The sequence below is a fragment of the Mesorhizobium sp. M4B.F.Ca.ET.017.02.2.1 genome (assembly GCF_003998955.1).
GTDB classification, from domain to species: Bacteria; Pseudomonadota; Alphaproteobacteria; order Rhizobiales; family Rhizobiaceae; genus Mesorhizobium; species Mesorhizobium abyssinicae.
In genome coordinates this window covers 1-24650 of sequence record NZ_RZOF01000054.1, presented here as the reverse complement: position 1 = coordinate 24650, position 24650 = coordinate 1, and the positions used below count along the sequence as shown (strand labels likewise).

General features: G+C 65.8%; 25 protein-coding genes. 12 read left to right on the top strand and 13 right to left on the bottom strand.

Annotated elements, in window-relative coordinates; all coding sequences use genetic code 11:
* Window positions 1-137 precede the first annotated feature (137 nt).
* The 4 genes from EN738_RS09825 to hemC all read right to left on the bottom strand — a co-directional run bounded on the left by EN738_RS09825 (window position 138) and on the right by hemC (window position 4976).
* Entirely contained in the window at window positions 138-1724 is a 1587-nt protein-coding gene (locus EN738_RS09825) for a heme biosynthesis protein HemY (protein WP_127283509.1), read from the bottom strand.
* 10 nt (window positions 1725-1734) lie between these two features.
* Window positions 1735-3192 carry a COG4223 family protein gene (locus tag EN738_RS09820; RefSeq protein WP_127283508.1) on the bottom strand — a complete coding sequence of 486 codons (1458 nt, stop codon included), beginning with the start codon at window positions 3190-3192 and terminating at the stop codon, window positions 1735-1737.
* A gap of 139 nt (window positions 3193-3331) precedes the next feature.
* The gene (locus tag EN738_RS09815) at window positions 3332-4048 is read right to left on the bottom strand and encodes a uroporphyrinogen-III synthase (RefSeq protein WP_127283507.1); all 717 of its coding nucleotides are present in this window, start codon (window positions 4046-4048) and stop codon (window positions 3332-3334) included.
* Window position 4049: 1 nt separating this feature from the next.
* Window positions 4050-4976: a hydroxymethylbilane synthase gene (gene hemC / locus EN738_RS09810; protein ID WP_127283506.1), complete on the bottom strand. Its 927-nt coding sequence runs from the start codon at window positions 4974-4976 to the stop codon at window positions 4050-4052.
* A 101-nt stretch (window positions 4977-5077) separates the two neighbouring features.
* Between hemC and tsaD the strand changes: the two genes are divergently transcribed.
* The 6 genes from tsaD (at window position 5078) to EN738_RS09780 (ending at window position 9185) form a co-directional block, all read left to right on the top strand.
* Entirely contained in the window at window positions 5078-6163 is a 1086-nt protein-coding gene (tsaD, locus tag EN738_RS09805) for a tRNA (adenosine(37)-N6)-threonylcarbamoyltransferase complex transferase subunit TsaD (RefSeq protein ID WP_189340365.1), read from the top strand.
* Entirely contained in the window at window positions 6160-7179 is a 1020-nt protein-coding gene (locus EN738_RS09800) for an NAD(P)H-dependent glycerol-3-phosphate dehydrogenase (RefSeq protein ID WP_127283505.1), read from the top strand. The genes tsaD and EN738_RS09800 overlap by 4 nt, the downstream gene beginning before the upstream one ends.
* A 19-nt stretch (window positions 7180-7198) precedes the next feature.
* Complete coding sequence (locus tag EN738_RS09795; RefSeq protein ID WP_127283504.1) at window positions 7199-7495, top strand: YciI-like protein; 297 nt, start codon at window positions 7199-7201, stop codon at window positions 7493-7495.
* Window positions 7496-7604: 109 nt separating this feature from the next.
* Window positions 7605-8030, top strand: coding sequence for an EVE domain-containing protein (locus EN738_RS09790; protein ID WP_127283503.1), 426 nt, complete (start codon window positions 7605-7607; stop codon window positions 8028-8030).
* A complete protein-coding gene (locus EN738_RS09785) occupies window positions 8027-8683 on the top strand; it encodes a methyltransferase (protein ID WP_127283502.1) in 657 nt (218 codons plus the stop codon). The genes EN738_RS09790 and EN738_RS09785 overlap by 4 nt, the downstream gene beginning before the upstream one ends.
* An 85-nt stretch (window positions 8684-8768) precedes the next feature.
* Complete coding sequence (locus EN738_RS09780) at window positions 8769-9185, top strand: DUF1761 domain-containing protein (protein WP_127283501.1); 417 nt, start codon at window positions 8769-8771, stop codon at window positions 9183-9185.
* Window positions 9186-9192: 7 nt separating this feature from the next.
* Here the strand turns inward: EN738_RS09780 and gcvA are convergent, their stop codons facing one another.
* Window positions 9193-10113, bottom strand: coding sequence for a transcriptional regulator GcvA (gene gcvA, locus EN738_RS09775; RefSeq protein ID WP_127283500.1), 921 nt, complete (start codon window positions 10111-10113; stop codon window positions 9193-9195).
* 130 nt (window positions 10114-10243) lie between these two features.
* On the opposite strand from gcvA, the gene EN738_RS09770 reads away from it, so the two are divergent.
* The gene (locus tag EN738_RS09770; RefSeq protein WP_127283499.1) at window positions 10244-10489 is read left to right on the top strand and encodes a hypothetical protein; all 246 of its coding nucleotides are present in this window, start codon (window positions 10244-10246) and stop codon (window positions 10487-10489) included.
* A 119-nt stretch (window positions 10490-10608) separates the two neighbouring features.
* Here the strand turns inward: EN738_RS09770 and EN738_RS09765 are convergent, their stop codons facing one another.
* Window positions 10609-11145: a L,D-transpeptidase gene (locus tag EN738_RS09765; RefSeq protein ID WP_189605792.1), complete on the bottom strand. Its 537-nt coding sequence runs from the start codon at window positions 11143-11145 to the stop codon at window positions 10609-10611.
* Between the two features lie 144 nt (window positions 11146-11289).
* Here EN738_RS09765 and EN738_RS09760 point away from each other — a divergent pair, with 144 nt between their 5' ends.
* The 3 genes from EN738_RS09760 to EN738_RS09750 all read left to right on the top strand — a co-directional run bounded on the left by EN738_RS09760 (window position 11290) and on the right by EN738_RS09750 (window position 13878).
* Window positions 11290-11973: a response regulator transcription factor gene (locus EN738_RS09760; RefSeq protein ID WP_126057506.1), complete on the top strand. Its 684-nt coding sequence runs from the start codon at window positions 11290-11292 to the stop codon at window positions 11971-11973.
* A gap of 222 nt (window positions 11974-12195) precedes the next feature.
* Window positions 12196-12651 (top strand): Crp/Fnr family transcriptional regulator, encoded by a 456-nt coding sequence (locus tag EN738_RS09755; RefSeq protein WP_127283497.1) that lies wholly within the window; start codon window positions 12196-12198, stop codon window positions 12649-12651.
* 165 nt (window positions 12652-12816) lie between these two features.
* Entirely contained in the window at window positions 12817-13878 is a 1062-nt protein-coding gene (locus EN738_RS09750; RefSeq protein WP_189605790.1) for a glycosyltransferase family 9 protein, read from the top strand.
* On the opposite strand, the gene EN738_RS09745 is transcribed toward EN738_RS09750, so the two are convergent.
* From EN738_RS09745 to tesB, 7 genes are all read right to left on the bottom strand, one after another.
* Window positions 13875-14681 (bottom strand): exodeoxyribonuclease III, encoded by an 807-nt coding sequence (locus EN738_RS09745; RefSeq protein WP_127283495.1) that lies wholly within the window; start codon window positions 14679-14681, stop codon window positions 13875-13877. The genes EN738_RS09750 and EN738_RS09745 overlap by 4 nt on opposite strands.
* A gap of 116 nt (window positions 14682-14797) precedes the next feature.
* Complete coding sequence (locus tag EN738_RS09740) at window positions 14798-15463, bottom strand: outer membrane lipoprotein carrier protein LolA (protein ID WP_127283494.1); 666 nt, start codon at window positions 15461-15463, stop codon at window positions 14798-14800.
* A gap of 142 nt (window positions 15464-15605) precedes the next feature.
* Window positions 15606-18266: a DNA translocase FtsK gene (locus EN738_RS09735; RefSeq protein WP_127283493.1), complete on the bottom strand. Its 2661-nt coding sequence runs from the start codon at window positions 18264-18266 to the stop codon at window positions 15606-15608.
* 495 nt (window positions 18267-18761) lie between these two features.
* Window positions 18762-19037: a hypothetical protein gene (locus tag EN738_RS09730; RefSeq protein WP_127283492.1), complete on the bottom strand. Its 276-nt coding sequence runs from the start codon at window positions 19035-19037 to the stop codon at window positions 18762-18764.
* A 279-nt stretch (window positions 19038-19316) separates the two neighbouring features.
* Window positions 19317-20672 carry an ammonium transporter gene (locus EN738_RS09725; protein ID WP_127283491.1) on the bottom strand — a complete coding sequence of 452 codons (1356 nt, stop codon included), beginning with the start codon at window positions 20670-20672 and terminating at the stop codon, window positions 19317-19319.
* Between the two features lie 31 nt (window positions 20673-20703).
* The gene (locus tag EN738_RS09720) at window positions 20704-21042 is read right to left on the bottom strand and encodes a P-II family nitrogen regulator (protein WP_127283490.1); all 339 of its coding nucleotides are present in this window, start codon (window positions 21040-21042) and stop codon (window positions 20704-20706) included.
* A 255-nt stretch (window positions 21043-21297) separates the two neighbouring features.
* On the bottom strand, window positions 21298-22161 hold the full coding sequence (gene tesB, locus EN738_RS09715; protein WP_127283489.1) for an acyl-CoA thioesterase II: 864 nt from the start codon (window positions 22159-22161) through the stop codon (window positions 21298-21300).
* A gap of 98 nt (window positions 22162-22259) precedes the next feature.
* Here tesB and EN738_RS09710 point away from each other — a divergent pair, with 98 nt between their 5' ends.
* Window positions 22260-23522 (top strand): ubiquinone biosynthesis hydroxylase, encoded by a 1263-nt coding sequence (locus EN738_RS09710; protein ID WP_127283488.1) that lies wholly within the window; start codon window positions 22260-22262, stop codon window positions 23520-23522.
* A 187-nt stretch (window positions 23523-23709) separates the two neighbouring features.
* Window positions 23710-24582, top strand: a complete 873-nt coding sequence (locus EN738_RS09705; protein WP_127283487.1) for an MBL fold metallo-hydrolase — start codon at window positions 23710-23712, stop codon at window positions 24580-24582.
* Window positions 24583-24650 lie beyond the last annotated feature (68 nt).

The window sequence follows — 24650 nt, the reverse complement described above, 5'->3', positions numbered from 1 at the left end:
TGGTAGAGCAGCGCCGACGCGGCGACGCGCGGATCGTCCGCGTTGGCGCGGGCAGCACCCGCCGGCAGATCCCTCAGGAAAGACAGGACACGTTCGAACATCACATCATTCCCATACGGCCCGGATCGATCCCGGCCTCAAAACAAACGAAACCGGCGCGGCGATTTTTCCGCCTCATCGTCCGGGTCGACACCGGGATCGTCGGGCAGCCTCGCCAGTTCCTCCGCCGGCTCCACCCCTTCGGCATCGTCGGGCACGGCGGCAAAGGCAGCGGCGGTGACCGGCTTCACCTGGTCCTCGTCTGAGGCCGGGGTCGCGACCGAGCCGTCCGGCGCAACGGCCTCTATCGTCTTTTCCTTCTCCGCCGCCGGCGCCACGGTGATCGCCGGCACGACTGTCTCCGGGCCGTCCTCATGGCTGTCGATCAGGTGCCCGAGCCGCTCCATCGGCGCCCGCCATTCGAAGGCGTCGAGTTTGCCGGTGACTGGCGACACCGGCGCCCAATGCTCGGAGACGACGCCGTCGGCGACCCAGGCCGGATCGCGCGGCGCCCGGACCGCCTTGGACAGCAATTGCCTCACCTTGCCCTGGTCACCGGTCTCGGCCTCCTCGATGTCGGCCAGGAGCAGATAGGCGCCTTCGCGCCGATCCATGCGGATCGCAGCGTCCGCCTCGCGCCGGGCGGTGGCGAAATCCTGCGCGTCGAGCGCCGCGCGGGCAACCGCCATCGACGACTCGGCATGGTTCTTCTTCAGATCCTGCAGCTTCTTCGCCCGGTTCAGCCGGTCGCCGACGGCATCGCCGGGGCGGGCATGGGTATAGAGCTCGGCGATTTCCGGACGCGGCTCGGCCCGCCACGCCGCTTCGAGGATCTTGGAGCCCTTGCGCACATCGTTTTGCCGAAACAGCAGCCTGGCGGCGGCGACCGCCGCCGGCGCGAATTCGGGCACGAGCTTGTTGGCTTCGAGCGCCGCGGCCCTTGCCGCGTTGGCGTCACTGTCGATCAGCGCCTGCGCCTTGGCGGTGAGCAGCACGGCGCGGCGGCGGTTGGCGGCATCGCGCTCGATCTGCCGCGTCGACTTCTGCGCCTCGACCAGCTTCAGCGCGCCGTCCCAGTCGCCGCGACCGGTCAGTTCCTCCAGCGTCGATTCGGCGGCCCAGGCAAGTTGCGGCGCCACCGCTGCGGCGCGGCCGGCATAGTGCCTGGCGGCGTTGCGGTCGCCGAGGCGCTCGGCCTCCAGATAGAGGCCGCGCAGGCCGAGCAGCCGCATCTCGGGATCGTCGAGCATCGCCTCGAACTTCTCGCGCGCGCCTTCATGATCGCCTTCGAGCAGCGAGGCCTGCGCCTCCAGGAGATGGATCAGCGGCTCCTGGTCGGAGCGGATCAGCTTGGCCGCTTCCTTGGTCTTCTTGCGCGCCAGCGCCCCGTCGCCAGCGCCGGCCGCGATCATGCCGGTCGACAGCGCCTGGTAGCCGCGGTCGCGGCGGCGCACCCGGAAATAGCGCGAGATGGTATAGGGGCTGTTCCACAGCGACTTCACCAGCCACCACAGGATCATCACCGCGGCGACGACCGCGACCACCGCCACCGCCGCCACCATCAGGCTGACCTGATACTGATAGCCGTTGAAGGTGACGACCATGTCGCCGGGACGATCGGCCAGCCAGGCGAAGCCGAGCCCGAGCGCGAAGACGACGGCGAGGAAGATGAGGATGCGGATCATCTGGTCTCCCTCACGCCTTCATCGCGCCGGCAATCAACGAATCGATCAGCTTTTCGACCTCCAGTCGCGCCTTCAGCTTGCCGGCAAAATCCGCGCCGGCGGCCTTCACCGCTTCCGGCAGCGTGTCGTACTCGCTGAGCGCCTTGGCGTAGTCGCCCTGGTTGACCGCCACCTCCATGCGCGCCACGGTTTCCGGCGCGCCCTTGCCCTCGACGGCGCCGATCGGCCGGACCTTGACCAGCGATTCGGCGCTCGACATCAGGTTCTGCAGGAAGCCTGCATTCTCATCGACGGGCGTGGCGGCCGCGACCATCGCGTTGGCAGCGGCATCGACCTCGGCGGCGATGTCCGTCCGGGTCGAAACGCCCTTCTCGGCATAGGCGCGCAGCGTCGCGATCTCCGGCGCGTCAGGCGAAATCGCCGCGAAGGTCTCGAGCTCGGCGGCGAACGGCGCGCCTCGGTCGAGCGCCGACTTCAGCGCCGATGCCGCGATGGCCATCGCGATCTTCGGCTGCGAGGCCTGCGCCTCGACCTTGCCGGAGAGCTGCGACACCGACTGCTCCAGCGCCGCCAGCCGGCCGTCCTCAGCCTTCGCCGCCTCGCCGGCGGATTTCACCAGCGCGTCGAGCCCGGCGAGCTTTTCATTGAGCGGCCCGAGATCGACAGGCGCGGCAGTTCCGGCCTTCTGCAAGTCGGCGATCGCCGTCTCGATCTGCTTGAGCTTGTCGCCAAGTGCCGCAACGCCGGCGGCGTCGCCGGCGCCGCCTTGCTCGACCGCCGATTTCAGCGCCGCGACATCGCTCTTGACCTGGTCCAGCGCCGACGACAGCCCGTCGACCTTGGCCGAGGCATCGCCATTGCCGCCGGCCTGCTTCAGGCCCGCGATCTCGCTCTTCAGCGCGGCGATCTCGCCATTGACGCCGTCGAGCGAAGCGCCGCCCGACCCCGGCGCGCCGATGAGGCCGGCGAACTGCAGGCCGCCGGCTGCGGCCAGCGCGATGACGCCGCCGATCACGCCGGCGGCAATGCCATTGAGGCCGCCGCGTTTCGGCTGCGGTGCCACATAGTCCTCCCTCCCGAGGTTTGTTTTCGGCGCGTCTCCGGCGGCGGCCGCCTTGGTCGAGGCATCCTCGAAATTGTAGTCGGAGCCATGCGTCTGATCAGGCGACGCCTCGGAACCTGCCGGATAGGGGCGCTCCGCCTCATCCGAACCCTTGGCGCCGGTGTCTTCCGTTCCGGCCTGCGCGGCAGCGTCGCTGTGCTCCCAGGGCTCATGATCGACCTGGTCGGCATGCACCGGCTCCGCCGGAGCCTCGGGTTGCGAAGCGCTCGCGGCTTCCTCCGCCTCGGCCTCCACGGTCTTCGCCCCATCCTCCTCGACAATACGCGAGACGGCGCCGGGCTCGAGTTCGATCGTCACCGGCTCGCGGCGGCTCTTCGAATGTCGCATCTTCGGCGTCTTGACCATGCTTGGGCTCCGCAAATTGGCTTGGGATGGTTCAACGGGTCTAGAGCTGAAGGATGCTCTAGCACATCACCAAGCGGTGAAAAGGGGCGGCGTGATGACACAGACCTGAGCAGGCATCCTGTCATGTCGCAGATTCTGCCTAGCGCCCGGCCAGCACTAGCCTGATCAGCGCGTCTTCCTGCGGTTCGGCGGCGACGCGGACCCGTTCGGGAGCGACGCCGTCGAGCGCTGCGGCGATACGTCCCGACAGCGCGAAAAATCCCGTCTTTTCAAAATAACCGCCGAGCGCCGGCCGCCGGATCAGGGCCTGCATCGCCACGGCCGCCTTGGCCGAATAGAGCAGGACCCGATCGACCGGCCCGCCGGACAGGGTCGCTGCCACGTCCGCGTCGGAATGGTCGAGCCCGATCGTGTCATAGGTTTCGACGGCGCGGACCGGAATGCCGGCCGCCGAGAGGCGCTGCTCGAAGGCAGGAAAGCGCACGCGTCCGCAAAGATAGACGACCGTGCCCGTCGGAGGCCCTTCTACGATGGCATCGGCCAGCGCCATGGCATCGCCCGGGCCTTCGTTGACCGTGGAAAATCCTGCCTTGCGCGCCGCTTCCGCTGTCCTTTTGCCAACAGCATGGCAAGGCAAGGCAGCCAGTGCGGCGATGAGCTCGCGCGACGCGTGGCGCACCGCGTTGGCGCTGGTAACCGCGACCGCCATGGCATCCTTCGGCGCTTCGCTTGCCTTGGCCGGCAGCGCCACCGTTTCGGTCAGCGGCAGCAGGATCGGCTGAAAGCCCATCTGCTCGAGCCGATGCGCGGTTCGCGAGGCGCCCGGTTCCGGCCGCGTCACCAAAACGCGGAGCATGTCAGGCCCAGCCGTCGAAGAAGGATTCGCCGGCCTTGGCCCGCACCGCCTTGGCGGCTTCCGCGCCGATCCGGGCGGCATCCGGCGCCGGCCCGTCCAGCCTGACCTCATGCGACTGTCCGCCATCGGGCGAGATGATCAACCCGGCGAAGGAGAGCTTGTCGCCAGCTATCGTCGCGTGACCGGCGATCGGCGTGCGGCAGGAACCGTCGAGCGCCGCCAGGAAGGCGCGCTCGCAGGCCAGCGCCTGGCCGGTCGGCGCGTCGTGGATCGCGGCCAGCATGCGCTCGACATCAGCGTCGCCGATGCGGCTTTCGATGCAGATCGCGCCTTGCCCCGGCGCTGGCGGAAACTGTTCCAGCGACATCAGGTCGGTGACGACATCGCCGAGCCCGAGCCGCTTCAGCCCGGCATAGGCGAGGATGGTGCCGTCGGCGACACCTTCATCCAGCTTGCGCAGCCTGGTCTGCACATTGCCGCGGAACATCACCACCTCGAGATCCGGGCGCATGCGCCGGATCAGCGCCTGGCGCCTGAGCGAGGACGACCCGACCCTGGCGCCCTGAGGCAATTCGGCGATCGTCTTCGCAGCCTTGCCGATGAAGGCGTCGCGAGCGTCCTCGCGCGGCAGGAAAGCGGAGAGTTCGAGCCCCTCCGGCAACAGCGTCGGCATGTCCTTCGAGGAATGCACGGCGATGTCGATCCTGCCGGCCAGCATCGCCTCCTCGATCTCCTTGGTGAACAGGCCCTTGCCGCCGGCTTCCGACAGCGGCCGGTCCTGGATGCGGTCGCCGCTGGTCGAGATGACGACGATCTCGAATGCCTGTTCCGGCAGCCCGTGCGCCGCCATCAGCCGCGTCCGCGTCTCATGCGCCTGGGCAAGTGCCAGCGGGCTGCCGCGTGTTCCGATTTTCAAGCTTGTTTGCATGGCGCGCTGTCCGTGATAACCCCCGGCACACGAGGTCTTGCCGGCACATGTCCTATCTAGGAAAGGCTGGCGATACAATCTTCGAGGACAGCGACCAATTGATCCGCGTTCTGGGCATTGAGACGAGTTGCGACGAGACCGCGGCCAGCGTGGTGGCGCTGGATGGCCGCGCCGCGCCCAAAATCCTCTCCAACATCGTGCTCAGCCAGATCGAGGAGCATGCCGCGTTCGGCGGCGTCGTGCCGGAGATCGCCGCGCGCGCCCATGTCGAGGCGCTCGACGGCATCGTCGAGGCGGCCCTTGCCGATTCGGGCGTGGCGCTGGACGAGGTCGACGCGATCGCCGCGACCGCCGGTCCCGGCCTTGTCGGCGGGCTGATCGTCGGGCTGATGACGGCGAAGGCGATTGCCGCGGCCGCCGACAAGCCGTTGCTCGCCATCAACCATCTCGAAGGCCATGCGCTGACCGCAAGGCTGACCGACGGGCTCGACTTCCCCTATTTGCTGCTTCTGGTGTCCGGCGGCCACACCCAGATCGTCGCCGTGCGCGGCGTCGGCGACTATCAGCGCTGGGCGACCACCATCGACGACGCGCTCGGCGAAGCCTTCGACAAGACGGCCAAGATGCTCGGCCTGCCCTATCCCGGCGGTCCGAATGTCGAGAAGGCGGCAGCCACGGGCGATCCGGGCCGCTTTGCCTTGCCGCGCCCGATGAAGGGTTCGGCGCAGCCGGATTTCTCCTTCTCCGGCCTGAAGACGGCGGTGCGCCAGGCCGCGACCGCCATTGCGCCCTTGAGCGACCAGGACGTCGCCGACATCTGCGCCTCGTTCCAGGCGGCGGTGGCGGATGCGCTGGGCGACCGTGTTTCGCGCGCGCTCAACCGTTTCCGCCAGGAATTTCCTGATAAGGCCAAGCCGGCGCTGGTCGTCGCCGGCGGGGTCGCCGCCAACCGGACAATCAAGGCGACGCTGGAGGCGCTCTGCGCCGAGGCCGGCTTCGACTTCATAGCGCCGCCGCAAAAGCTCTGCACCGACAATGCGGCGATGATCGCCTGGGCCGGCATCGAGCGCCTGCGCGCCGGGATGGCGCGCGCGAACGACGCCGATTTCGTGCCGCGCTCGCGCTGGCCGCTGGACAGCGTCTCCGCCCCGATGGTCGGCTCCGGCCGGCGCGGTGCCAAGGCATGACCGAGCTGGTTACCAGCGGGCACGAGGCGCCGAGCGGCTGGCGCGTCGCAGTGCTTGGCGGCGGCGCCTGGGGCACGGCGCTGGCGCTGGCCATGCTGCGCGCTGGCCATTTCGTGCGCCTCTATGCGCGCGACCCCGAAACCGTCGCCGCGATCGATCGCGGCGAGAACCCGCGCTACCTGCCGGGCATCGCGCTGCAGCCCGGCATCGTCGCGACGACCGACATCGCGGCCGCGCTCGACGGCGCCGACTGCGTGCTGGCAGTGGCGCCGGCGCAGGCGCTGCGTGCCATGCTGGCTGGCGCCAGGCACCATGTGCCGTCGGGCGTTCCGCTGGTTCTTTGCGCCAAGGGCATCGAGCGCGACACCGGCGCGCTGCTGTCGGCGATCGTCGAGGAGGCCTTGCCGAACAATCCGGTTGCCGCCCTGTCCGGCCCGAGCTTCGCCACCGATGTCGCCCGCGGCCTGCCGACGGCGGTGGTGGTGGCCGCCCGCGACGCGGAGCTCGCCGCAGACCTTGCCGCCCGCTTCTCGGCCGAAAACCTGCGCTGCTATTCCAGCGACGACCTCGTCGGCGTCGAGATCGGGGGCGCGCTGAAGAACGTCTTCGCCATCGCCGCCGGCGCCGTCACCGGCGCGAGGCTCGGCGCCAGCGCCCAGGCCGCCATGGTGACGCGCGGCTTCGTCGAACTGCGCCGCATCGGCGCCGCCTTTGGCGCCAGGCCGGAGACGCTGATGGGGCTTTCCGGGCTCGGCGACCTCCTGCTCACCTGCTCCTCGGCGCAGTCGCGCAATTTCGCCTATGGGCTGGCGCTCGGCCAGGGCAAGCCGCTTGCCGGACTGCCGCTCGCCGAGGGCGTGCCGACGGCAGCGATCGCCGCCCGCCTCGCCGCCGAGCGCGGCATCGACGCGCCGATCATCACCGCTGTCGCCGCCATTCTCGACGGCACCGTGACCATCGGCCAGGCCGTGACGGCGCTGATGACGCGGCCGCTCAAGACCGAAACCGACATCTGAACCATCGGAGTTTTAGACCATGCTGTTTGCGTTGATTTGCAAGGACAAGCCCGGCAAGCTGCAGTTACGGGTCGACACGCGGCCGGCGCATGCGGCGTTCCTGCAAGGCCTGATCAGCGAAGGAAAACTTGCCTTTGCCGGGCCCTTCCTCGACGCTGACGGCAAGCCCGACGGCAGTCTGGTCATGATCGAGGCAGTGGATATGACGGCGGCGCAAGTCCTGGCGGCCAGCGATCCCTATGCCAAGGCCGGCCTGTTCGAAAGCGTCGAAATCCGCCCGTGGAACTGGGTCTTCCAGAAGCCCGCCGGCGCTTGATCGATCGCTTGGCGCGCCCCTCTCCTCGCGAGAACGGGGAAAGGGTAAGGGTAGTGGGAGCGCGAACGCTTCATTGTAGCCAACCGACAATGGCAAGGGGACAACTGAGATGAACTACTGGCTGTTCAAGTCCGAACCCTCGGTCTTCTCCTTCGAGGCGCTCAAGGCCAAGGGCAAGGCCGGCACGCAATGGGACGGCGTGCGCAACTATGCGGCGCGCAACAACATGAAGGCGATGCAGATCGGCGATCTCGGCTTCTTCTACCATTCCAATGAAGGGCTCAACATCGTCGGCATCGCCGAGGTCTGCGCGCTCGCCCATCCCGACACCACGAGCGACGATCCGCGCTGGGAATGCGTCGACATCCGCGCCTTCAAGGAGGTGCCTACCCCGGTGACGCTGGAGCAGGTCAAGGCCAATCCCAAGCTCGCCGAGATGGCGCTGGTGCGGCTCGGCCGGCTTTCCGTGCAGCCGGTGACGCCGGCCGAATGGAAAGAGGTCTGCCGCATGGCCGATCTCTCGCCGGCGCCGTGACCCGGCTGACACCGAAAAGCGCGAAGAAATTCATTCTCGAGAACACGGCGCTGATGGCGCCGCCGCATGTGCCGGAAGTGCTCCTGCATCTCGCCGACGAGGCGCATGACCTTTGGCTGCGCACGGAAGAGGAACTGGCGGCGATCGGTCTGCCGCCGCCGTTCTGGGCGTTCGCCTGGGCCGGCGGCCAGGGCCTTGCCCGCTACGTGCTCGACCATCCCGAAACCGTTCGTGGCAAGCGGGTGCTCGACTTCGCCTCCGGCTCCGGCCTGGTCGCCATCGCCGCCGCCAAGGCGGGCGCCGCAGCGGTGACCGCCGCCGACATCGATCCGTTCTGCGAGACGGCGATCGCCCTCAACCTCGAGGCCAACCTGGCCGAGGCGGAATTCCTCGGCCAGGACTGCGTCGGCGCCGACATGGGCTGGGATGTCGTGCTGGCCGGCGACGTCTTCTACGACAGGTCCTTCGCCGACAGGCTGCTGCCCTGGTTCCAGGCGCTGACGGCGCGTGGCGCCGACATCCTCGTCGGCGATCCCGGCCGCGCCTATCTGCCCAAGGACGGCCTGCGGTCACTGGCCGTCTACCAGGTGCCCGTGACGCGCGTGCTGGAGGATGCCGAGGTCAAGCGCACGACCGTCTGGCGCCTTGCTTGACGGCAGCGCCGAACAGGCGTTCCATCGCTGCGATTTCAAAGAGGGTGCATGTTTGGAACGACATGCATCGGAGGGGGAAGGACGCATGGATTTTTCAGCGGTGAACTGGCTGGCGGTGGTCGTTGCCGCCGTGGTGGCGTGGCTGTTCGGCGCCGCCTGGTACACGACGCTCAGCAAGCCGTGGCTCAAGGCGGCCAAGCTCGATCCGGCGACGATGAAACGGTCGCCGCTGCCTTTCATCATCTCCTTCATCGCCGAGCTGGTCATGGCATTCGTGCTGAGCCTGGTCGTCGGCGCGATGACCGGCGGCGAGCCGAGCCTCATCGCCGGGCTGATCTTCGCCTTCGTGCTCTGGCTGGGCTTCGTCGCCACCACGCTGTCGGTCAACCACCGCTATGAAGGTTTCGGCTGGGACCTGACGCTGATCGATGCCGGCCACTGGCTGGGCGTGCTGCTGCTCATCGGCGCGGTGATCGGGTGGTTCGGCGCGCCGGCCGGCTAGGGCGCCATCATGTCGGCGTCTTCGCCGCTTCCTCGATAAGCCATTCGCGAAAGGCGGCGACGCGCGCGTCGTCCTTCACGGCTTCCGGATAAACCAGGAAATAGGCGAACTCCGGCGCCACCTTGATGCCGAGCTCGAAGGGTCGGACCAGACGCCCTTGCGAAAGGTCGTTGGCGACCATGGCGAAGTCGGCCAGCGCCACCGCATTGCCGTCGAGCGCCGCCTGCGTGGCATCGGTCGAGGATCCGAAGACAAGCGTGCGGCTATCGTCGAAATCGTCGACGCCGGCCGCGTGCATCCACATGCTCCAGTTCGGCCACGTCACGCCCTGGCGCGACCAGTCGATATGCGCGAGCGTGTGGCGAAAGAGGTCGCGCGGCTCGTTGAGCGGCGGGCCGGACGCCAGCAGCGCCGGGCTGCACACCGGGATGATGATGTTGTCGAACAGGCGATGCGCGGCAAGTCCGGGATATTTGCCGGTGCCGAAGCGAATGCCGATATCGACATCGTCGCGCTCGAAGTCCCTGACATCGTAGGTGATGTCGAAACGCAGCTCGATGCCCGGCTTCTGCTGGCGGAAATCGTCCACGCGACGCATCAGCCACTTTGTCGCGAACTGGGCGTCGAGCGTCACCTTCAGCAGCGCCGTGCCGCGCGTCATCTTGCGGGCCCGCGACACCGCCCGGTTGAGCAGGTCGAGCGCGTCGATCGACGCCTCGAACAGGACGTTTCCGGCCTCCGTCAGCCGGATGGTGCGGCTGGTGCGGGTGAACAGCGCAAGGTCGAGCTGGTCCTCGATCTCCTTGATCTGGTGGCTGACCGCCGCCGGCGTCAGGCCGAGCTCGTCGGCCGCGCGGGTGAAATTGAGGTGCCTGGCCGCCGCTTCGAACGTCCTCAGCGCACGCGTTCCGGGCAGCAGGCGGGCCATTCGATCTCCAAATAAAACTTGATGATCAGACAAGAACTACTCGTTTCCTGTTTATTTTTCAATCCGGCATGATTGCAGCATCGAAACACTATCAAACCGGATTTGACATCCGGAGAAACCGGATAGAGCCATGACCGAGATCGTTCTGAAGTCCCACACCGCCCTCAATTCTCGCTCCGGCATCGCAGTCTGGCTGCGCGCCACCCTCGATTGGTTGCGCCAGGCGCGGGTCGCTGCCCAGCTTCCCCACGAATCCATCGAGGATCTCTCCGACGAGCTGTTGCGTGACATCGGCGCCGAGCGCCGGGACGTGGCAAAGGCTGTGGACCGGCAGATCCGCGAAATCGGGCTGCTCGGCACGGGGTGGCAGAAGTGAGGCAGTGGGCAGTAGGGATTAGGCAGTAGGGGAAGAGAGCATTTCTTTCTACTGCCTACTGCCTACTGCCTACTGCCTACTGCCTACTGTCTACTGCCTACTGCCTACTGCCTACTCCCTCACCTCACCACCCTCACCACCGTCCGATCCGACAGCAGCGGCAGCAGACGCGCCATGGTGCGCGCCGTCACCGCCACGCAGCCTTGCGTCGGCGTGAAGCCGGGCCGCGCCAGATGGAAGAAGATGGCGCTGCCGCGGCCGCGCCGGCGCGGCGCGATGTTCCAGTCCATCACAAGGCAGGCATCGTAGAGCCTGTCGGCGCGCCGCATGCGCTCATGGCTGGCGCCATAGGGGATCTTCACCGGGCGATTGTAGTTGCGGTCGTCCGGCACCTCGCACCAGCCGAGGTCGGGTCCGATCGGGACCATCGCCAGCCGCGTCCGGCGGCCGCCGGAAAAATGATCGTCGCGGAAATAGCCCGACAACAGGCGCATGGCGCCTAGCGGCGTCGCGCCGTCGCCTTCACGCTTGTTCGCCGAAATGCCGCCGCGTCCCAGGGCGCAGGCAAACACCAGGCTGCCGGCCTGCAGCAGGCCCTGGCTGGGATGGCCGGGCCTGGCGCGCACGCTGAGCACGGTGAGGCCTTTTGGCAAAATTGCGCCGTTTGCATTGCATGGGCGTTTTTTCTTGTATGATCGTGTCACGGAACAAATCACTGTGATCGGCTGTTGTGCCGGTCAGCTTCAGCATAAATGGGGGACGGTCAACTGAATATTCTTTTTAAAACAACGGATTGATCCATGACCTCACGCACCATACTGATCGTCGACGACGATGACGACCTGCGCGGCACGCTCGTCGAGCAACTGGCCCTCTACGAAGAGTTCGACGTCCAGCAGGAAGCGACGGCGGCAAAAGGCGTCGCCGCGGCGCGCGGCGGCCTCGTCGACCTCCTGATCATGGATGTCGGCCTGCCCGACATGGATGGGCGCGAGGCGGTGAAGATCCTGCGCAAGGGCGGGTACAAGGCGCCGATCATCATGCTGACCGGACACGACACCGATTCCGACACCATTCTCGGTCTCGAGGCCGGCGCCAACGACTATGTGACCAAGCCGTTCCGCTTCGCCGTGCTGCTTGCCCGCATCCGCGCGCAACTGCGCCAGCATGAGCAGAGCGAGGACGCCACCTTCTCGGTCGGCCCCTATACCTTCAAGCCAAGCCAGAAGCTGCTGATCGACCAGCGCGGCGCCAAGGTGCGGCTGACCGAAAAGGAGGCTTCGATCATCAAGTACCTCTATCGCGCCGAACAGAAGGTGGTGACGCGCGACGTGCTTCTGGAAGAAGTCTGGGGCTACAATTCAGGCGTCACCACGCACACGCTGGAAACCCATGTCTACCGGCTGCGCCAGAAGATCGAGCGCGATCCTTCCAATGCCGAAATTCTTGTGACAGAAAGCGGCGGCTACAAGCTGGTTCCTTAAACTTTTCATGATCCGATGAGCGGTCAGGGCGGGACCGCTTCGGAAGCGATCCTGGTGCTGGAGGGTGGTTGGATCGGCTCCGAAGCGCATCGGCCAAAAATCGGAATCGATTTTTGGCGAGCACGATGCGTAGACTCAAGGATGTTGGAGCGTCCTTGCGCGTTCTGGAGGACGCGGCGCTCCAAGGGAGGGACTGGACTGACCGCTCGGGGACATAGCTAGATGGCGCTGGATGACGACATCCGCATCCTGTCCGCCGTGACGCTCTTCGAGGGCTTCACGCAGGAGCAGTTGCGCCTGCTCGCCTTCGGCGCCGAAACCACCCTGCTGCAGGCGGACCACAAGCTCTACCGCGAGGATGACGTGGCCGACTCCGCCTATATCGTGGTCAGCGGCCGCATCGTCCTCTATCGCGAGCAGAGCGGCGAGCGCATCCCGATCGGCACGGCTGGTCCGGGCACCATGCTGAGCGAGCTGGCGCTGATTGCCGACACCAACCGGCTGACCAGCGCATCGGCCGCGGTCGATTCGGAGGTGATCCGGCTCAGCCGCAAGATGTTCCGCCGCATCCTGGAAGAATATCCGGAGATTGCGGTGCTGTTGCACGAGCGCATCCTCGAGGAATTCCAGCAGATGATCAGCCGCATCGAAAAGCTCGGCCCGCGGTTCACCGAGTAGGCCAATAGCGCCGGCGTTGATCACCTGGACCCGAGAGGCGAGGTTCCGTTGACAGGCAAAAGGTGAAATCCTACAGGACCTGTAGGGCGGGCCGCGTGGGCACCGCCACCACCAAGCTCCTGGGGGGAGCGAGGCATGCTGCCAGCGCGGTACGAGACGATTATCTTGTATTCACGCAAGGATGCGTTCGGCGACGGCTTGCTTAGAATCCCGGCCTTGCGGGCCGCGAGAACGGCATTTCCCGACAGTTTGCTCATATACGGAACCACCGAGACATCCACTCTCGCGGATGCCCTCAACGGCCATGTCCGCCACCTGGTCGACGCGATTAGTGTAGAGACGCCGCTGGCGCATCTGGTCGCCGGCCACCGCAGGGCCAAGCAGCGAGTGGCAGTTGTCGATTTCCGTATCGTGGCGCCTTGGCTGGTTCAAACCTGGGCGTCGCTGATCGGCCGCCGCATCGTCTATGAAGCAAACTTTCCGGCCTTCGCCCTTTCCTTGCCCCCCGGCCATAGACCCGAGGCACGACCCGAGCACAATGCATGGCGCTACCACCGCCTTGTCGAACGTCTTGCCGGGAAGCGGCTGCCCTTCGATCATCGCCTGGAGCCGACGCCGGCCGCGCGTGCGGCGGCCAGGAGCCTGGCGGGCGGCAGCCAGGCGCCGTTGATCATTGTCGCGGCCCATGGCGATGGCAACAAGCGAATGACGGCGGATCAGGTCGTCGCGATATCCGACGCCATGATCAGCGATGGCGCGAACCTTATCTATGTGAAAACGCCAGGTGTCGGCCCCGATAGTGCCGAACTGGTTCAACGCGTGCCGAAATTGCAGCTTGTCGATTCCGGCACCGCGCCGGATATCGCCGTCAGCGACATCCTGCTGGCGCTCGGGGAGCTTGCCGATCTTTACATTGGCGCCGAGGGCGGTACCGCGCATCTGATGGCCACGGTGATGACGCCGATGGTCATGGTCAACAGCGGTGCCAACATGGCGCGCTGGAGGCCGCTTTCGAACAGTGTGGACATGGTCGAGGCACGCCAGGCAAGTCCAACCGGCCTGGTCGCCAATGTCCCGCCGCCGAAGATCATCGAGGCTGCCCGCCGGATGCTGGCGACGCGCCGTCGCGATCATCCCAGTCTGCTGGCTCATGTCGACACGACGGAATATCTGTCCGCCCAACGGCTCGACGCGCCTCGCGTTTACCCGTCCGCCGGCGGCCTTTAGTCCAGGTCGAACCTGGCAATCACCGGCACATGGTCCGACGGCCGCTCCCAGCCGCGCGCCGGGCGCAGGATCTCATAACCGGTGAAGCGCTCCGCCAGGTTCGGCGACGACCACACATGATCGAGCCGCCGGCCGCGGTCCGACGCTTCCCAGTCCTGCGCGCGATAGCTCCACCAGGTGTAAAGTTTCTGCTCGGCAGGCACGTTGAGCCGCATCAGGTCGACCCAGTCGCCGGCGCGCCGCATCGCCTCGAAGCTCTCGGTCTCCACCGGCGTGTGGCTGACCACCTTGAGCAGCTGCTTGTGCGACCAGACATCGTGCTCCAGCGGCGCGATGTTGAGATCACCGACCAGGACCGAGCCGGACACCGCGTCATGCTCGGCCCGCACGCCGTTCATCTCGGCGACGAAGTCGAGCTTGTGCCTGAACTTGCGGTTGATCTCCGGGTCGGGCTCGTCGCCGCCGGCCGGCACATAGAAATTGTGCAGCAGGATCGACTTGCCGCCGGCGCTTACCCTGACCGACAGGTGCCGGCTGTCGTCGATCTCGCAGAAGCGGCGCTTCTCGACCAGCTCGATCGGCCGCCGCGCCACCGTGGCCACCCCGTGATAGCCCTTCTGGCCATGGAAGGCGATGTGCTCGTAGCCGAGCTTGCGGAAGGCCTTTTCGGGAAACAGCTCGTCCGGAACTTTCGTCTCCTGCAGGCAGAGCACGTCCGGCGCGTGCTCCACGAGCAGGCGCTCGACGATCGGCATGCGCAGGCGCACCGAGTTGATGTTCCAGGTGGCGATGGAAAAGGGCATGCGGCGGGTCCGGCAAGAGGTCGCCGAACTACTGCCAGCCGCCAGCCATAAAAACAAGCCGGCGACAACCGCCGAGGCTGGCGCCGCCGCTCGCAAGAGCACTAAGACGAAGGAAGTTATCTTGTCTTGGTGTTCAACTCGCGGTTCGCCGTATAGTCGATGGCGAACGTATCGGGCGCGAAGCTGACGCCTTCCTTGACGTTGAAGATCATCACCGTCGTGTCCTTGCCCTGCGCGTCGGTGATGGTCCACTGCCGCAGTTCATAGGATTTCGGATCGAACATCATGGTGATCCTGGCGTTGCCGAACACCGATTTGTCGGAGAGCTGGATGGTGGTCAGGTCGTCCTCTTCCTTGACGCTTTTCACCCGTCCGCCCGAGAGATCGATCCGGTCGTCGAGCAGAAGCTTCAGCGGCGTCTTCGACAGCGGGTAGAGGTCGGAGGTGTTGAGCTTCTTGTTGAGGATGACCACCGACTTGCCGTCGGAGATGACCCGGAAATTCGACGATCCGTCATAGTTGAAGCGGATCTTGCCCGGCCGTTCGAGGAAGAACTTGCCGCCGGTCTGCTCGCCCTTGGGGCCGAACTGAACGAACTCGCCGCTCATCGATTTGACCGACGAGAAGTGGTCGGCGATCTTCTGCGCCGCCGGCGGAATCGCCGCCTGCGCCGACGCCAGAAGCTGGAACCCAGGTATGACATTGACGCTTGCCGCGCCGGCGAGCACGAGGCCGAGGCCAAGCACTTGGCGGCGATTCGGGGCGAAAGGTGCGTTTTTCATGCCGGTCACTCTCTGATTCGATGGTGTCGCAGTCTCTGGGCCCCCAGTTAGGCTTAAGTTTGGCGCTTCCAGTGACGCTCCGTCGCTTCAACGCGCCGAAAGGTTCAAGGTTGCCGGTGCCGGGTCGATGGGCGCCGGAACCCTAGAACTTGTCGTCCTCGGTCGGCACCAGTATCTCGCGTTTTCCCGCGTGATTGGCCGGACCGACAATGCCTTCCTTCTCCATCTTCTCGATGATCGAGGCGGCGCGGTTATAGCCGATGCCGAGCCGCCGCTGGATGTAGCTGGTCGAGGCCTTGCCGTCGCGCAGCACCACTGCCACCGCCTGGTCGTAGGGGTCGTCGGAATCGTCGAAATTGCCGCCGCCACCGCCGCCTGAACCGCCCTTGCCGGACGCCTCCTCCTCGTCCTCGTCGTCATCCTCGGTGATGGCGTCGAGATATTCCGGCACGCCCTGCAGCTTAAGATGCGCAACGACGCGCTCGACCTCGTCGTCGGAGACAAACGGTCCGTGCACGCGCTGGATGCGGCCGCCGCCGGCCATGTAGAGCATGTCGCCCATGCCGAGCAGCTGTTCGGCGCCCTGTTCGCCAAGGATGGTGCGGCTGTCGATCTTCGACGTCACCTGGAAGGAGATGCGAGTCGGGAAATTGGCCTTGATCGTGCCGGTGATGACGTCGACCGAGGGGCGCTGCGTGGCCATGATGACGTGGATGCCGGCGGCACGCGCCATCTGCGCCAGGCGCTGCACCGCGCCTTCGATGTCCTTGCCGGCGACCATCATCAGGTCGGCCATCTCGTCGATGATGACGACGATGTAGGGCATCGGCTCGAGATCGAGATCCTCGGTCTCGTAGATCGCCTCGCCGGTCTGGCGGTCGAAGCCGGTCTGCACCGTGCGCGAGATCTTCTCGCCCTTCTTCTCGGCTTGCTGGACGCGCGCGTTGAAGCCGTCGATGTTGCGCACGCCGACCTTCGACATCTTGCGGTAGCGGTCCTCCATCTCGCGCACGGTCCATTTCAGCGCCACCACCGCCTTCTTCGGATCGGTGACGACCGGCGTCAGAAGGTGCGGGATGCCGTCATAGACGGAGAGTTCGAGCATCTTCGGATCGATCATGATCAGCCGGCACTCCTGCGGCGTCAGCCGGTAGAGCAGCGACAGGATCATGGTGTTGATGGCGACCGACTTGCCCGAGCCGGTGGTGCCGGCGACCAGCACGTGCGGCATCTTGGCGATGTCGACGATGACCGCCTCGCCATTGATGGTCTTGCCAAGCGCCAGCGCCAGCTTCGCCTTGGTGGTCTCGAAATCGCGGCTCGCCATGATCTCCCTGAGATAGACCGTCTCGCGCTTGGCGTTGGGCAGCTCGATGCCGATGGCGTTGCGCCCGGGCACCACCGCGACGCGGCAGGCGATCGCGCTCATCGAGCGCGCGATGTCATCGGACAGGCCGATAACGCGCGACGACTTGATGCCGGGCGCCGGCTCGAGTTCATACAGCGTGACGACCGGCCCCGGCCGCACATGGATGATCTCGCCCTTGACGCCGAAATCCTCGAGCACGCCCTCGAGCAGCCGCGCATTCTGCTCCAGCGCGTCCTTGGAGAGGCTGGCGTCGCGCACGACGTTCTTCGGCTCCGACAGGAAATGCAGCGACGGCATCTCGAACATGTCCGAGCCGATCAGCGAGGTCTGCGCCTCGCGCTGGACACGCGCGCCCGGCACCGGGCGCGCCGCCGGCGCCTCGACGCGGGTGGCGGCATCGGAGCGGAAATTCTGCACCTTCGGCGCGGCGCGGCGCGGGGCCGGCGCCTCGTCGGCGAAATCCATGTCCTCGTCCTCGTCATTGTCGAAGACGTCGTCATCGTCGGGATCGACCGAGACGCTGCGGTCGTTGACCATGGCGGCGAAGAATTCAGGCTCGACGCGGGCGCGGCCGCCCGGACTCATCCGCGACTCGGCGAATTCGGCCGATTCGACACGCTCGGCGGCGCGACGCCAGGCGCTGGCGCGCGGCTCCATCTCCGGCTCGTACTCATCGCGCTCCTGCTGGCGGCGCGCGGCGCGGCGATGCATCCAGGCTCTGAACGACAGCCACCAATGGGTGATCGCGCCGAGCGCCAGTATGCCTTCGTCGCCCTCGTCCTCATCCTCGTCGAAGAGCAAGTTGTCCTGCTCGCGCGGGTCGGGCTCGGCGGCGCGCTCCATGACGGCAAAGCCGTTCTTGCGGGCGATCAGCGCCGAGCCATAGGCGAACAGCCAGAGCGCCGGCGCAGCAAGGATAACCGCGATAATGCTGGCAAAGAGACCTTTGGGATATCCGCCGACGGCGATGCCGGGAATCTTCAGCACCATGTCGCCGAACACGCCGCCGAGGCCGGTCGGCAGTGGCCAGGTCTTGGGCGGCGTCACGCAGCCGGCGATCGCGGCCGCCATTAGCGCGAAGCCGAACCAGGCGAGCCCGCGTTTCGGCAGCCGGTCGACGCCGCGCGCCGAAAACAACAGGAAACCCCAGATCACTGCCGGCACCAGGGCCGCGACGGCGGCAAGCCCGAAGAACTGCATGGCGAGGTCGGAGAACACCGCACCGGCATAGCCCATCGCGTTGGTGACGATGTTGTCGGTGGCATGCGAGAAGCTCGGATCGGCGACGTTCCAGGTGGCGAGGCTGGCGACGCCGAAGGCGACGAGCACGAACAGGCCGGCGCCGACCAGGCGGCCGAGCTGGCGCCGCGCGAATGCCTGGATGCTGTGCCCCGTATCGGTCAGCGCGAGCGGTGCTGAAGCCCCTGAACGCATGCCTCTTCCCCGTCTGTAGGTGCCTGGCCGGACGCATGACGCAGGCCGGCAGATTCGGATGACAGACTATCGGTGGGAAGGTTAAGGGCGCATTAACTATAAGAAGTTGAGACGACTCCGGCGCTTTACCGGCGGTTGAGTTGCGACTCCCGGTCTCGCGGCCCTTCGGCAGTCTGGCCCGCGGATGCAAAAAAGCCTCGCGAGCCGGAGCCAGCGAGGCCTTTCGTTGAGGAGCGCGAAAGTGGGATTTCACCTTCCATGATCCGGGGTTTTGGATCGGGCAAAGACTAGCCGATGAACGGAGCCGAACTCAATCACTCTGAATCACGTTCGCTTGATGCTCCCGCAAGACTCGACGGGTCGTTCGCTATGGATGCAGCGCGCGGGGATTGAAGCCGGCTTTATCGGCCGGGCGACAATGGCGGGCCGTTCGGCCCGCCATTGCTCATTGGGATGGCGAGTCGACGCGCCCGTCCGGGCCTATCTCTTTCGCAATCACTTGTGACCGGCATACATCATCAGGTTGGCGCAGAATTCGGCGTGAGGCTTGCTCATCGCCGCGTCCTGGCACTCCTTCATCATCATGTCTTGCTTGTCCTTGGCCATCGCAGCCCAGGCCGCCTTGAAATCGGCCTCCGGCTTCATGGTCTTCATGCCGGCATCGGTGAAGAACGGCGCCATGTTGTCCGGTTCGTCGAGAGCACCGGCCAATGCGGCGCCGCTGACCATGGAGAGAGCGAGTGCCCCGAGGAAGATGGTCTTGATGTTCATTGGTTGGTTCCTTCCCTGATGTTTAACGAGCGCCAGAACGGCGGTCGCTACCCCCAGTACGGAGCCGGAAGGCCCTATGTTTCTTCCCGCTGGCACATCACGCGACCGTGATCGCGTCAAAAACGATTCCTCTCTTGCCTCTCCGAGGCGCACGATTCTCCAAAAAAGGAGGCCCGGAAGATGTTTCCGGGCCTCAATGCGTGAGCACCTTTCGGAGCGTCACGACGGGATTCTTCTGAAGCGCCGGCGGGAGGATGCCGGCGCCGGATGTCGATAGCCTTACGGCACCACTTCGCCGTGCTGGCTGATGTCGAGGCCTTCGATCTCTTCCTGGGTGCTCGGACGCAGGCCAACCAGCGCCTTGACGATGTAGAGGATCACGAAGGTCGCGATCGCCGTCCACAGGATGGTGAAGACGATACCGTAGATCTGGGTGCCGACCGAGGCGCCCTTGCCGAGCGCGTTGATCTCCGGATCGGCCAGCGCGCCGGTGAGCAGCGCGCCGACGATGCCGCCGACGCCGTGCACGCCGAAGGCATCAAGCGAGTCGTCATAGCCGAGCATGTGCTTCACCTTGACCGCCGAGATGTAGCAGACGACGCCGGCGACGATGCCGATGATGAAGGCGCCGGTCGGATTGACGAAGCCGGAAGCCGGAGTAACCGCGACGAGGCCGGCGACGGCGCCCGAGATGATGCCGAGCACGCTGGGCTTCTTGGCGATGATCCATTCGGCGAACATCCAGGCGAGCGCCGCAGCCGCGGTGGCGACCTGGGTGTTCAGCATCGCCGCGCCGGCGAGGCCGTCGGCCGCCAGTTCCGAACCGGCGTTGAAGCCGAACCAGCCGACCCACAGCAGCGAAGCGCCGATGACCGAGTAGACGAGGTTGTGCGGGGCCATGTTGGCGGTGCCGTAGCCCTCGCGCTTGCCGAGCACCAACGCGCAGACGAGACCCGCGACACCGGCGTTGATGTGGACGACCGTGCCGCCAGCGAAGTCGAGAACGCCTGCCGTGCCAAGGAAGCCGCCGCCCCACACCCAGTGCGCGATCGGCGCATAGACGAACACCAGCCACAGGCCCATGAAAATGAGCAGCGCCGAGAATTTCATGCGTTCGGCGAAGGCGCCGGCGATCAGCGCCGGGGTGATGATGGCGAAGGTCAGCTGGAACATCGAGAAGACGAATTCAGGGATGTTCGCCACGCCGGGCAGCCACAGCGTCGAAGTGGTGATGCCGTGGTGGAAGAACTTGGAGAAGCCGCCGACATAGGCGTTCGTGCTGCCGCCGTCGGAGAAGGCCAGCGAGTAGCCGAACATGAACCACAGCACCGTCACCAGGCAGGTGATGGCGAAGCTCTGCATGATGGTGGCGAGCACGTTCTTCTTGCGCACCATGCCGCCGTAGAACAGGGCCAGGCCCGGAATGGTCATCATCAGCACCAGCGCCGTCGAGGTCAGCATCCAGGCGGTGTTGCCGGTATCGAGCACCGGCGTCGGCGCAGCTGCCGGCGCTGCGGCGGCGGCTGCCGGAGCCGCTTCCTGCGCGAAGGCGGCAACCGTGCCCAGGGCTGTCAGGGCGAGCGCGCCGAGCGCGGCCGCGCGCCCCGTCGTCTTCAAGGTGGAAGGAATATTCATTGAACTCTCCGTTGGAATGGGTGATCGCCGCTCAGAGCGCGTCGGTGTCTGTTTCGCCGGTGCGGATGCGCACCGCCTGGTCGATGCCGAAGACGAAGATCTTGCCATCGCCGATCTGACCGGTCTTGGCTGCCGACGTGATGGCTTCGACGGCCTTGTCGACCGTGTCGGCACCGACCGCGACCTCGATCTTGATCTTGGGCAGGAAGCTGACCGCGTATTCCGCTCCGCGATAGATTTCCGTATGTCCCTTCTGACGCCCGTAGCCTTTGACTTCGGTGACGGTCAGGCCCTGGATGCCGACTGCGGTGAGCGCTTCGCGCACCTCATCGAGCTTGAACGGCTTGATGATTGCCATCACGATTTTCATAAGGTTTCACCCTTTGCTGTTGCGGTCCCCCGCGTTTGCACACCTTCACCGATCCCAATGAGAGCCGGTAAGTGCCCACAATGATTCAAGCTCCGTGCCAATTGCCGAAGCAGCCCGTTAACCTGTTGCAAACAAAGAGATTGGAGAGGCCAGCGACGTCAGTTGTCGAGCGGCGCGGCAAGACAGATGATTAAAAAATAGGCAAATTTTCAAAAATGCCCATTCGGCAGGCTTGAACCGGAAGCCGGCTATTGCTCAACGTTTCAGCCGGATCAGCCCTTCCTGGGCGACCGAGGCGATCAGCGTGCCGTTGCGGGCAAACAGCGAGCCGCGCGTGAAGCCGCGCGAGCCTTGCGTGGAGGGGCTGTCCTGCGTGTAGAGGATCCAGTCGTCGAGCGCGTGGCTGCGATGGAACCACATGGCGTGGTCGAGGCTCGCCGCCTGGATGTCGCGGTCGAAAATGGCGCGGCCATGCGCGAAGGTCGAGGTGTCGAGCAGCGTCATGTCGGAAAGATAGGCGAGCACCGCGGCCTGGGTTGCGCGGTCGGCCGGCACCGGGCCGGTGGTGCGGATCCAGATGTTCTGCTTCGGCTCCAGCTTTTCGCGGCTGGTATAGTGCTTCAGCATCACCGGCTTCATCTCGATCGGCCGGTCACGCTCCCAGTAGCGCTTGATGCCGTCGGGGACCGCCTCGCCGAACTTGCCGAGCAGTTCGCGCTGGCTGAGCAGATTGTCTGGCGCCGGCACGTCCTGCGGCATCGGCACCTGGTGCTCGAGGCCGATCTCGTCCTGCTGGAAGGAGGCCTCCAGCGAGAAGATCGCCTGGCCGTGCTGGATCGCCACGACGCGGCGGGTGGTGAAGGAGCCGCCGTCGCGGATGCGGTCGACCTCGTAGATGATCGGCACCTTGGTATCGCCCGGCCGCATGAAATAGCCATGCAGCGAGTGCACGTGGCGCTCGGGCTCGACCGTGCGCTGGGCGGCGACCAGCGCCTGCGCGATGGTCTGGCCACCGAAGACGCGCTGCCAGTCGAGCTTGGGGCTGCGACCACGGTACAGATTGTGTTCGAGCTGCTCGAGGTCGAGAATGTCGAGAAGCTCGTCCATGGCCGCCGTCATGTTTTCGCGCTCCAGCCGCAAAAGATGTTATGGCGGTTTCGGACAGGAAGGGCGGGCAGTCAAGGCCAGGCGCTCCAGAGCCGCGAAAGGAACTTGCCATGGTTGACCGTAAGGCAGATGCGGGATCGAGAGCCTCGCTCGACGTGCTCGTCGCCGGCGCCGGCTATGTCGGCCTGGCCAGCGCGGTTTCGCTGAAACAGGCGCGTCCAAGCCTCGCCGTCGCCGTCGTCGATGCCGCGCCCGCCGGCGTCTGGCAAAAGGATGGCCGCGCCTCGGCGATTGCCGCCGCTGCCTGCCGCATGCTGGAGCAGCTCGGCGTCTGGAGCGAGATCGCGCCGCAGGCGCAGGCGATCACCGAGATGATCATCACCGATTCGCGCGCCGCCGATCCGGTGCGGCCGGTATTCCTGACCTTCGACGGCGAAGTGGCGCCTGGCGAGCCCTTTGCCCATATGGTCGCCAACAGGGACCTGAACGGCGCGTTGCGCCGGCGCGCCGAAAAACTCGGCATCGACATCATCGAGGGCCTCGCCGTCAGCGCCTTCGAGACCGACGGCGCCGGCATCACCGTGCATCTGGCAGACGGGGCGACGCTGAAGGCGCGGCTGCTGGTCGCCGCCGACGGCGTCAACTCGAAGCTGCGCGAGATGGCCGGCATCAAGACGGTGAAGTGGGAGTATGGCCAATCCGGCATCGTCTGCACGGTGGCGCATGAGCGGCCGCACAATGGCCGCGCCGAAGAGCATTTCCTGCCCGCCGGCCCCTTCGCCACGCTGCCGCTGAAGCCCGACAAGGACGGCCGCAACCGCTCCTCGATCGTCTGGGTCGAACGCTCGGAGGATGCGCAAAAGCTGGTCGAGGGCGACGACCTCGTTTTCGAGCACGAGCTGGAGCTGCGTTTCAGCCTCAAGCTCGGCGAGATCCACGTCGCCGACAAGCCGCGCGCCTGGCCGCTCGGGCTGACCCTTGCCCGCGCCTTCGTCGCATCCCGCATCGCGCTTGCCGGCGACGCCGCCCACGGCATCCATCCGATTGCCGGTCAGGGCCTCAACCTCGGCTTCAAGGATGTGGCGGCACTGGCCGAGGTGGTGGTCGAGGCCGACCGGCTCGGCCAGGATATCGGCGCGCTCGACGTGCTCGAGCGCTACCAGCAATGGCGTCGCTTCGACACCGTCCAGATGGGCGTCACCACCGACGTGCTGAACCGGCTGTTCTCCAACGACGTCGGCCCGCTGCGTGCGGCGCGCGACATCGGCCTCGGCCTCGTCGAGCGCATGCCGAAGCTGAAGGACTTCTTCATCCGCCAGGCCTCGGGCCTGTCCGGCGACACGCCGAGGCTGTTGAAGGGCGAGGCGATCTGAAGCGAACCGCGCTGTGTCTTTGTCTTGGCCCATGCCCTTGCCCAAGCGGCTGCACACCATGGCGGAATGCATTGCTGGTGCCAAATGGCGTCGATCGCCGGCGCTCCTTTCCAGCGCGCGTCTGACACCGGCCGGCTACATATGATATCCTTGGTCGATCCATCCTCGACCGAAGCAGGGCGCTTCATTGGACGACTGGAGAATCGGAAATATCCGGGTAACCAGAATTCTGGAGATGTGCGACCCACTGCGGACGCCGTCGGAATGGTTCCCCGACTGCACCGACGAAGCACTCGAACCGCATCTTCATTGGCTCACGCCTCGATCGATATCGCCGGCAACCGGGCGGATTATTCTTCCCATCCAGAGTTTTCTGGTTCGTACCGGGCGCCACACCATCCTGGTCGACGGTTGCGTTGGCAACGACAAGACAATCGCGGATTTCCCGCATTGGCACCGCCGCAATGACGGCACGTTCTTGCAGCGGTTGGCGAATGCAGGTGTCGCTCCCGAGCAGATCGACTTTGTGCTGTGCACCCATCTTCATGTCGATCATTGCGGCTGGAACACTCGATTGGTGGACGGTCGCTGGATACCGACATTCCCCAACGCCCGCTACATCATGGCGCGGCGTGAGTTCGAGGCCGCACAGGCGGCCTCTGGCGATGCCACACGGACCTATGAGGACAATGTGCTGCCAATCGTCGAGGCTGGTCGGGCGGTGTTTGTCGACATGGACCATGAACTCGACAAGGAAGTGCGGCTGGAGCCGACGCCCGGCCACACCCTGGGACACGTTGCCATCGGACTGAGATCTCTCGGCATAGGGGCGGTGTTCTCCGGCGATCTCATGCACTGGCCGATGCAGTGCATATACCCCGACTGGAACTTTCGGTACGACGCAGACCCCGACCAGGCGCGCCGGACGCGCTGGGCATTCCTGGAGGCTTGCTCGGAAAGCGGACGCATCGTCATGACATCGCATTTTCCCTTGCCGTCGGTGGGAACCATCTCGCGACGCCACTCATCGTTCTGGTTCGACGAGCATTTGCCGCGGTGACGACAAGGAACGGCCGGCCAGCTGGCGTCAATTGACCTCGAAGCCGAGCTTCTGCCGCAGCCGCAAAA

Excerpts from the sequence above, each read along its gene's own strand:
- EN738_RS09825 (WP_127283509.1), bottom strand. The coding sequence starts at position 1,724 with ATGATCCGCATCCTCATCTTCCTCGCCGTCGTCTTCGCGCTCGGGCTC.
- EN738_RS09820 (WP_127283508.1), bottom strand. The coding sequence starts at position 3,192 with ATGGTCAAGACGCCGAAGATGCGACATTCGAAGAGCCGCCGCGAGCCG.
- EN738_RS09815 (WP_127283507.1), bottom strand. The coding sequence starts at position 4,048 with ATGCTCCGCGTTTTGGTGACGCGGCCGGAACCGGGCGCCTCGCGAACC.
- hemC (WP_127283506.1), bottom strand. The coding sequence starts at position 4,976 with ATGCAAACAAGCTTGAAAATCGGAACACGCGGCAGCCCGCTGGCACTT.
- EN738_RS09800 (WP_127283505.1), top strand. The coding sequence starts at position 6,160 with ATGACCGAGCTGGTTACCAGCGGGCACGAGGCGCCGAGCGGCTGGCGC.
- EN738_RS09795 (WP_127283504.1), top strand. The coding sequence starts at position 7,199 with ATGCTGTTTGCGTTGATTTGCAAGGACAAGCCCGGCAAGCTGCAGTTA.
- EN738_RS09790 (WP_127283503.1), top strand. The coding sequence starts at position 7,605 with ATGAACTACTGGCTGTTCAAGTCCGAACCCTCGGTCTTCTCCTTCGAG.
- EN738_RS09780 (WP_127283501.1), top strand. The coding sequence starts at position 8,769 with ATGGATTTTTCAGCGGTGAACTGGCTGGCGGTGGTCGTTGCCGCCGTG.
- gcvA (WP_127283500.1), bottom strand. The coding sequence starts at position 10,113 with ATGGCCCGCCTGCTGCCCGGAACGCGTGCGCTGAGGACGTTCGAAGCG.
- EN738_RS09770 (WP_127283499.1), top strand. The coding sequence starts at position 10,244 with ATGACCGAGATCGTTCTGAAGTCCCACACCGCCCTCAATTCTCGCTCC.
- EN738_RS09760 (WP_126057506.1), top strand. The coding sequence starts at position 11,290 with ATGACCTCACGCACCATACTGATCGTCGACGACGATGACGACCTGCGC.
- EN738_RS09755 (WP_127283497.1), top strand. The coding sequence starts at position 12,196 with ATGGCGCTGGATGACGACATCCGCATCCTGTCCGCCGTGACGCTCTTC.
- EN738_RS09745 (WP_127283495.1), bottom strand. The coding sequence starts at position 14,681 with ATGCCCTTTTCCATCGCCACCTGGAACATCAACTCGGTGCGCCTGCGC.
- EN738_RS09740 (WP_127283494.1), bottom strand. The coding sequence starts at position 15,463 with ATGAAAAACGCACCTTTCGCCCCGAATCGCCGCCAAGTGCTTGGCCTC.
- EN738_RS09735 (WP_127283493.1), bottom strand. The coding sequence starts at position 18,266 with ATGCGTTCAGGGGCTTCAGCACCGCTCGCGCTGACCGATACGGGGCAC.
- EN738_RS09730 (WP_127283492.1), bottom strand. The coding sequence starts at position 19,037 with ATGAACATCAAGACCATCTTCCTCGGGGCACTCGCTCTCTCCATGGTC.
- EN738_RS09725 (WP_127283491.1), bottom strand. The coding sequence starts at position 20,672 with ATGAATATTCCTTCCACCTTGAAGACGACGGGGCGCGCGGCCGCGCTC.
- EN738_RS09720 (WP_127283490.1), bottom strand. The coding sequence starts at position 21,042 with ATGAAAATCGTGATGGCAATCATCAAGCCGTTCAAGCTCGATGAGGTG.
- tesB (WP_127283489.1), bottom strand. The coding sequence starts at position 22,161 with ATGACGGCGGCCATGGACGAGCTTCTCGACATTCTCGACCTCGAGCAG.
- EN738_RS09710 (WP_127283488.1), top strand. The coding sequence starts at position 22,260 with ATGGTTGACCGTAAGGCAGATGCGGGATCGAGAGCCTCGCTCGACGTG.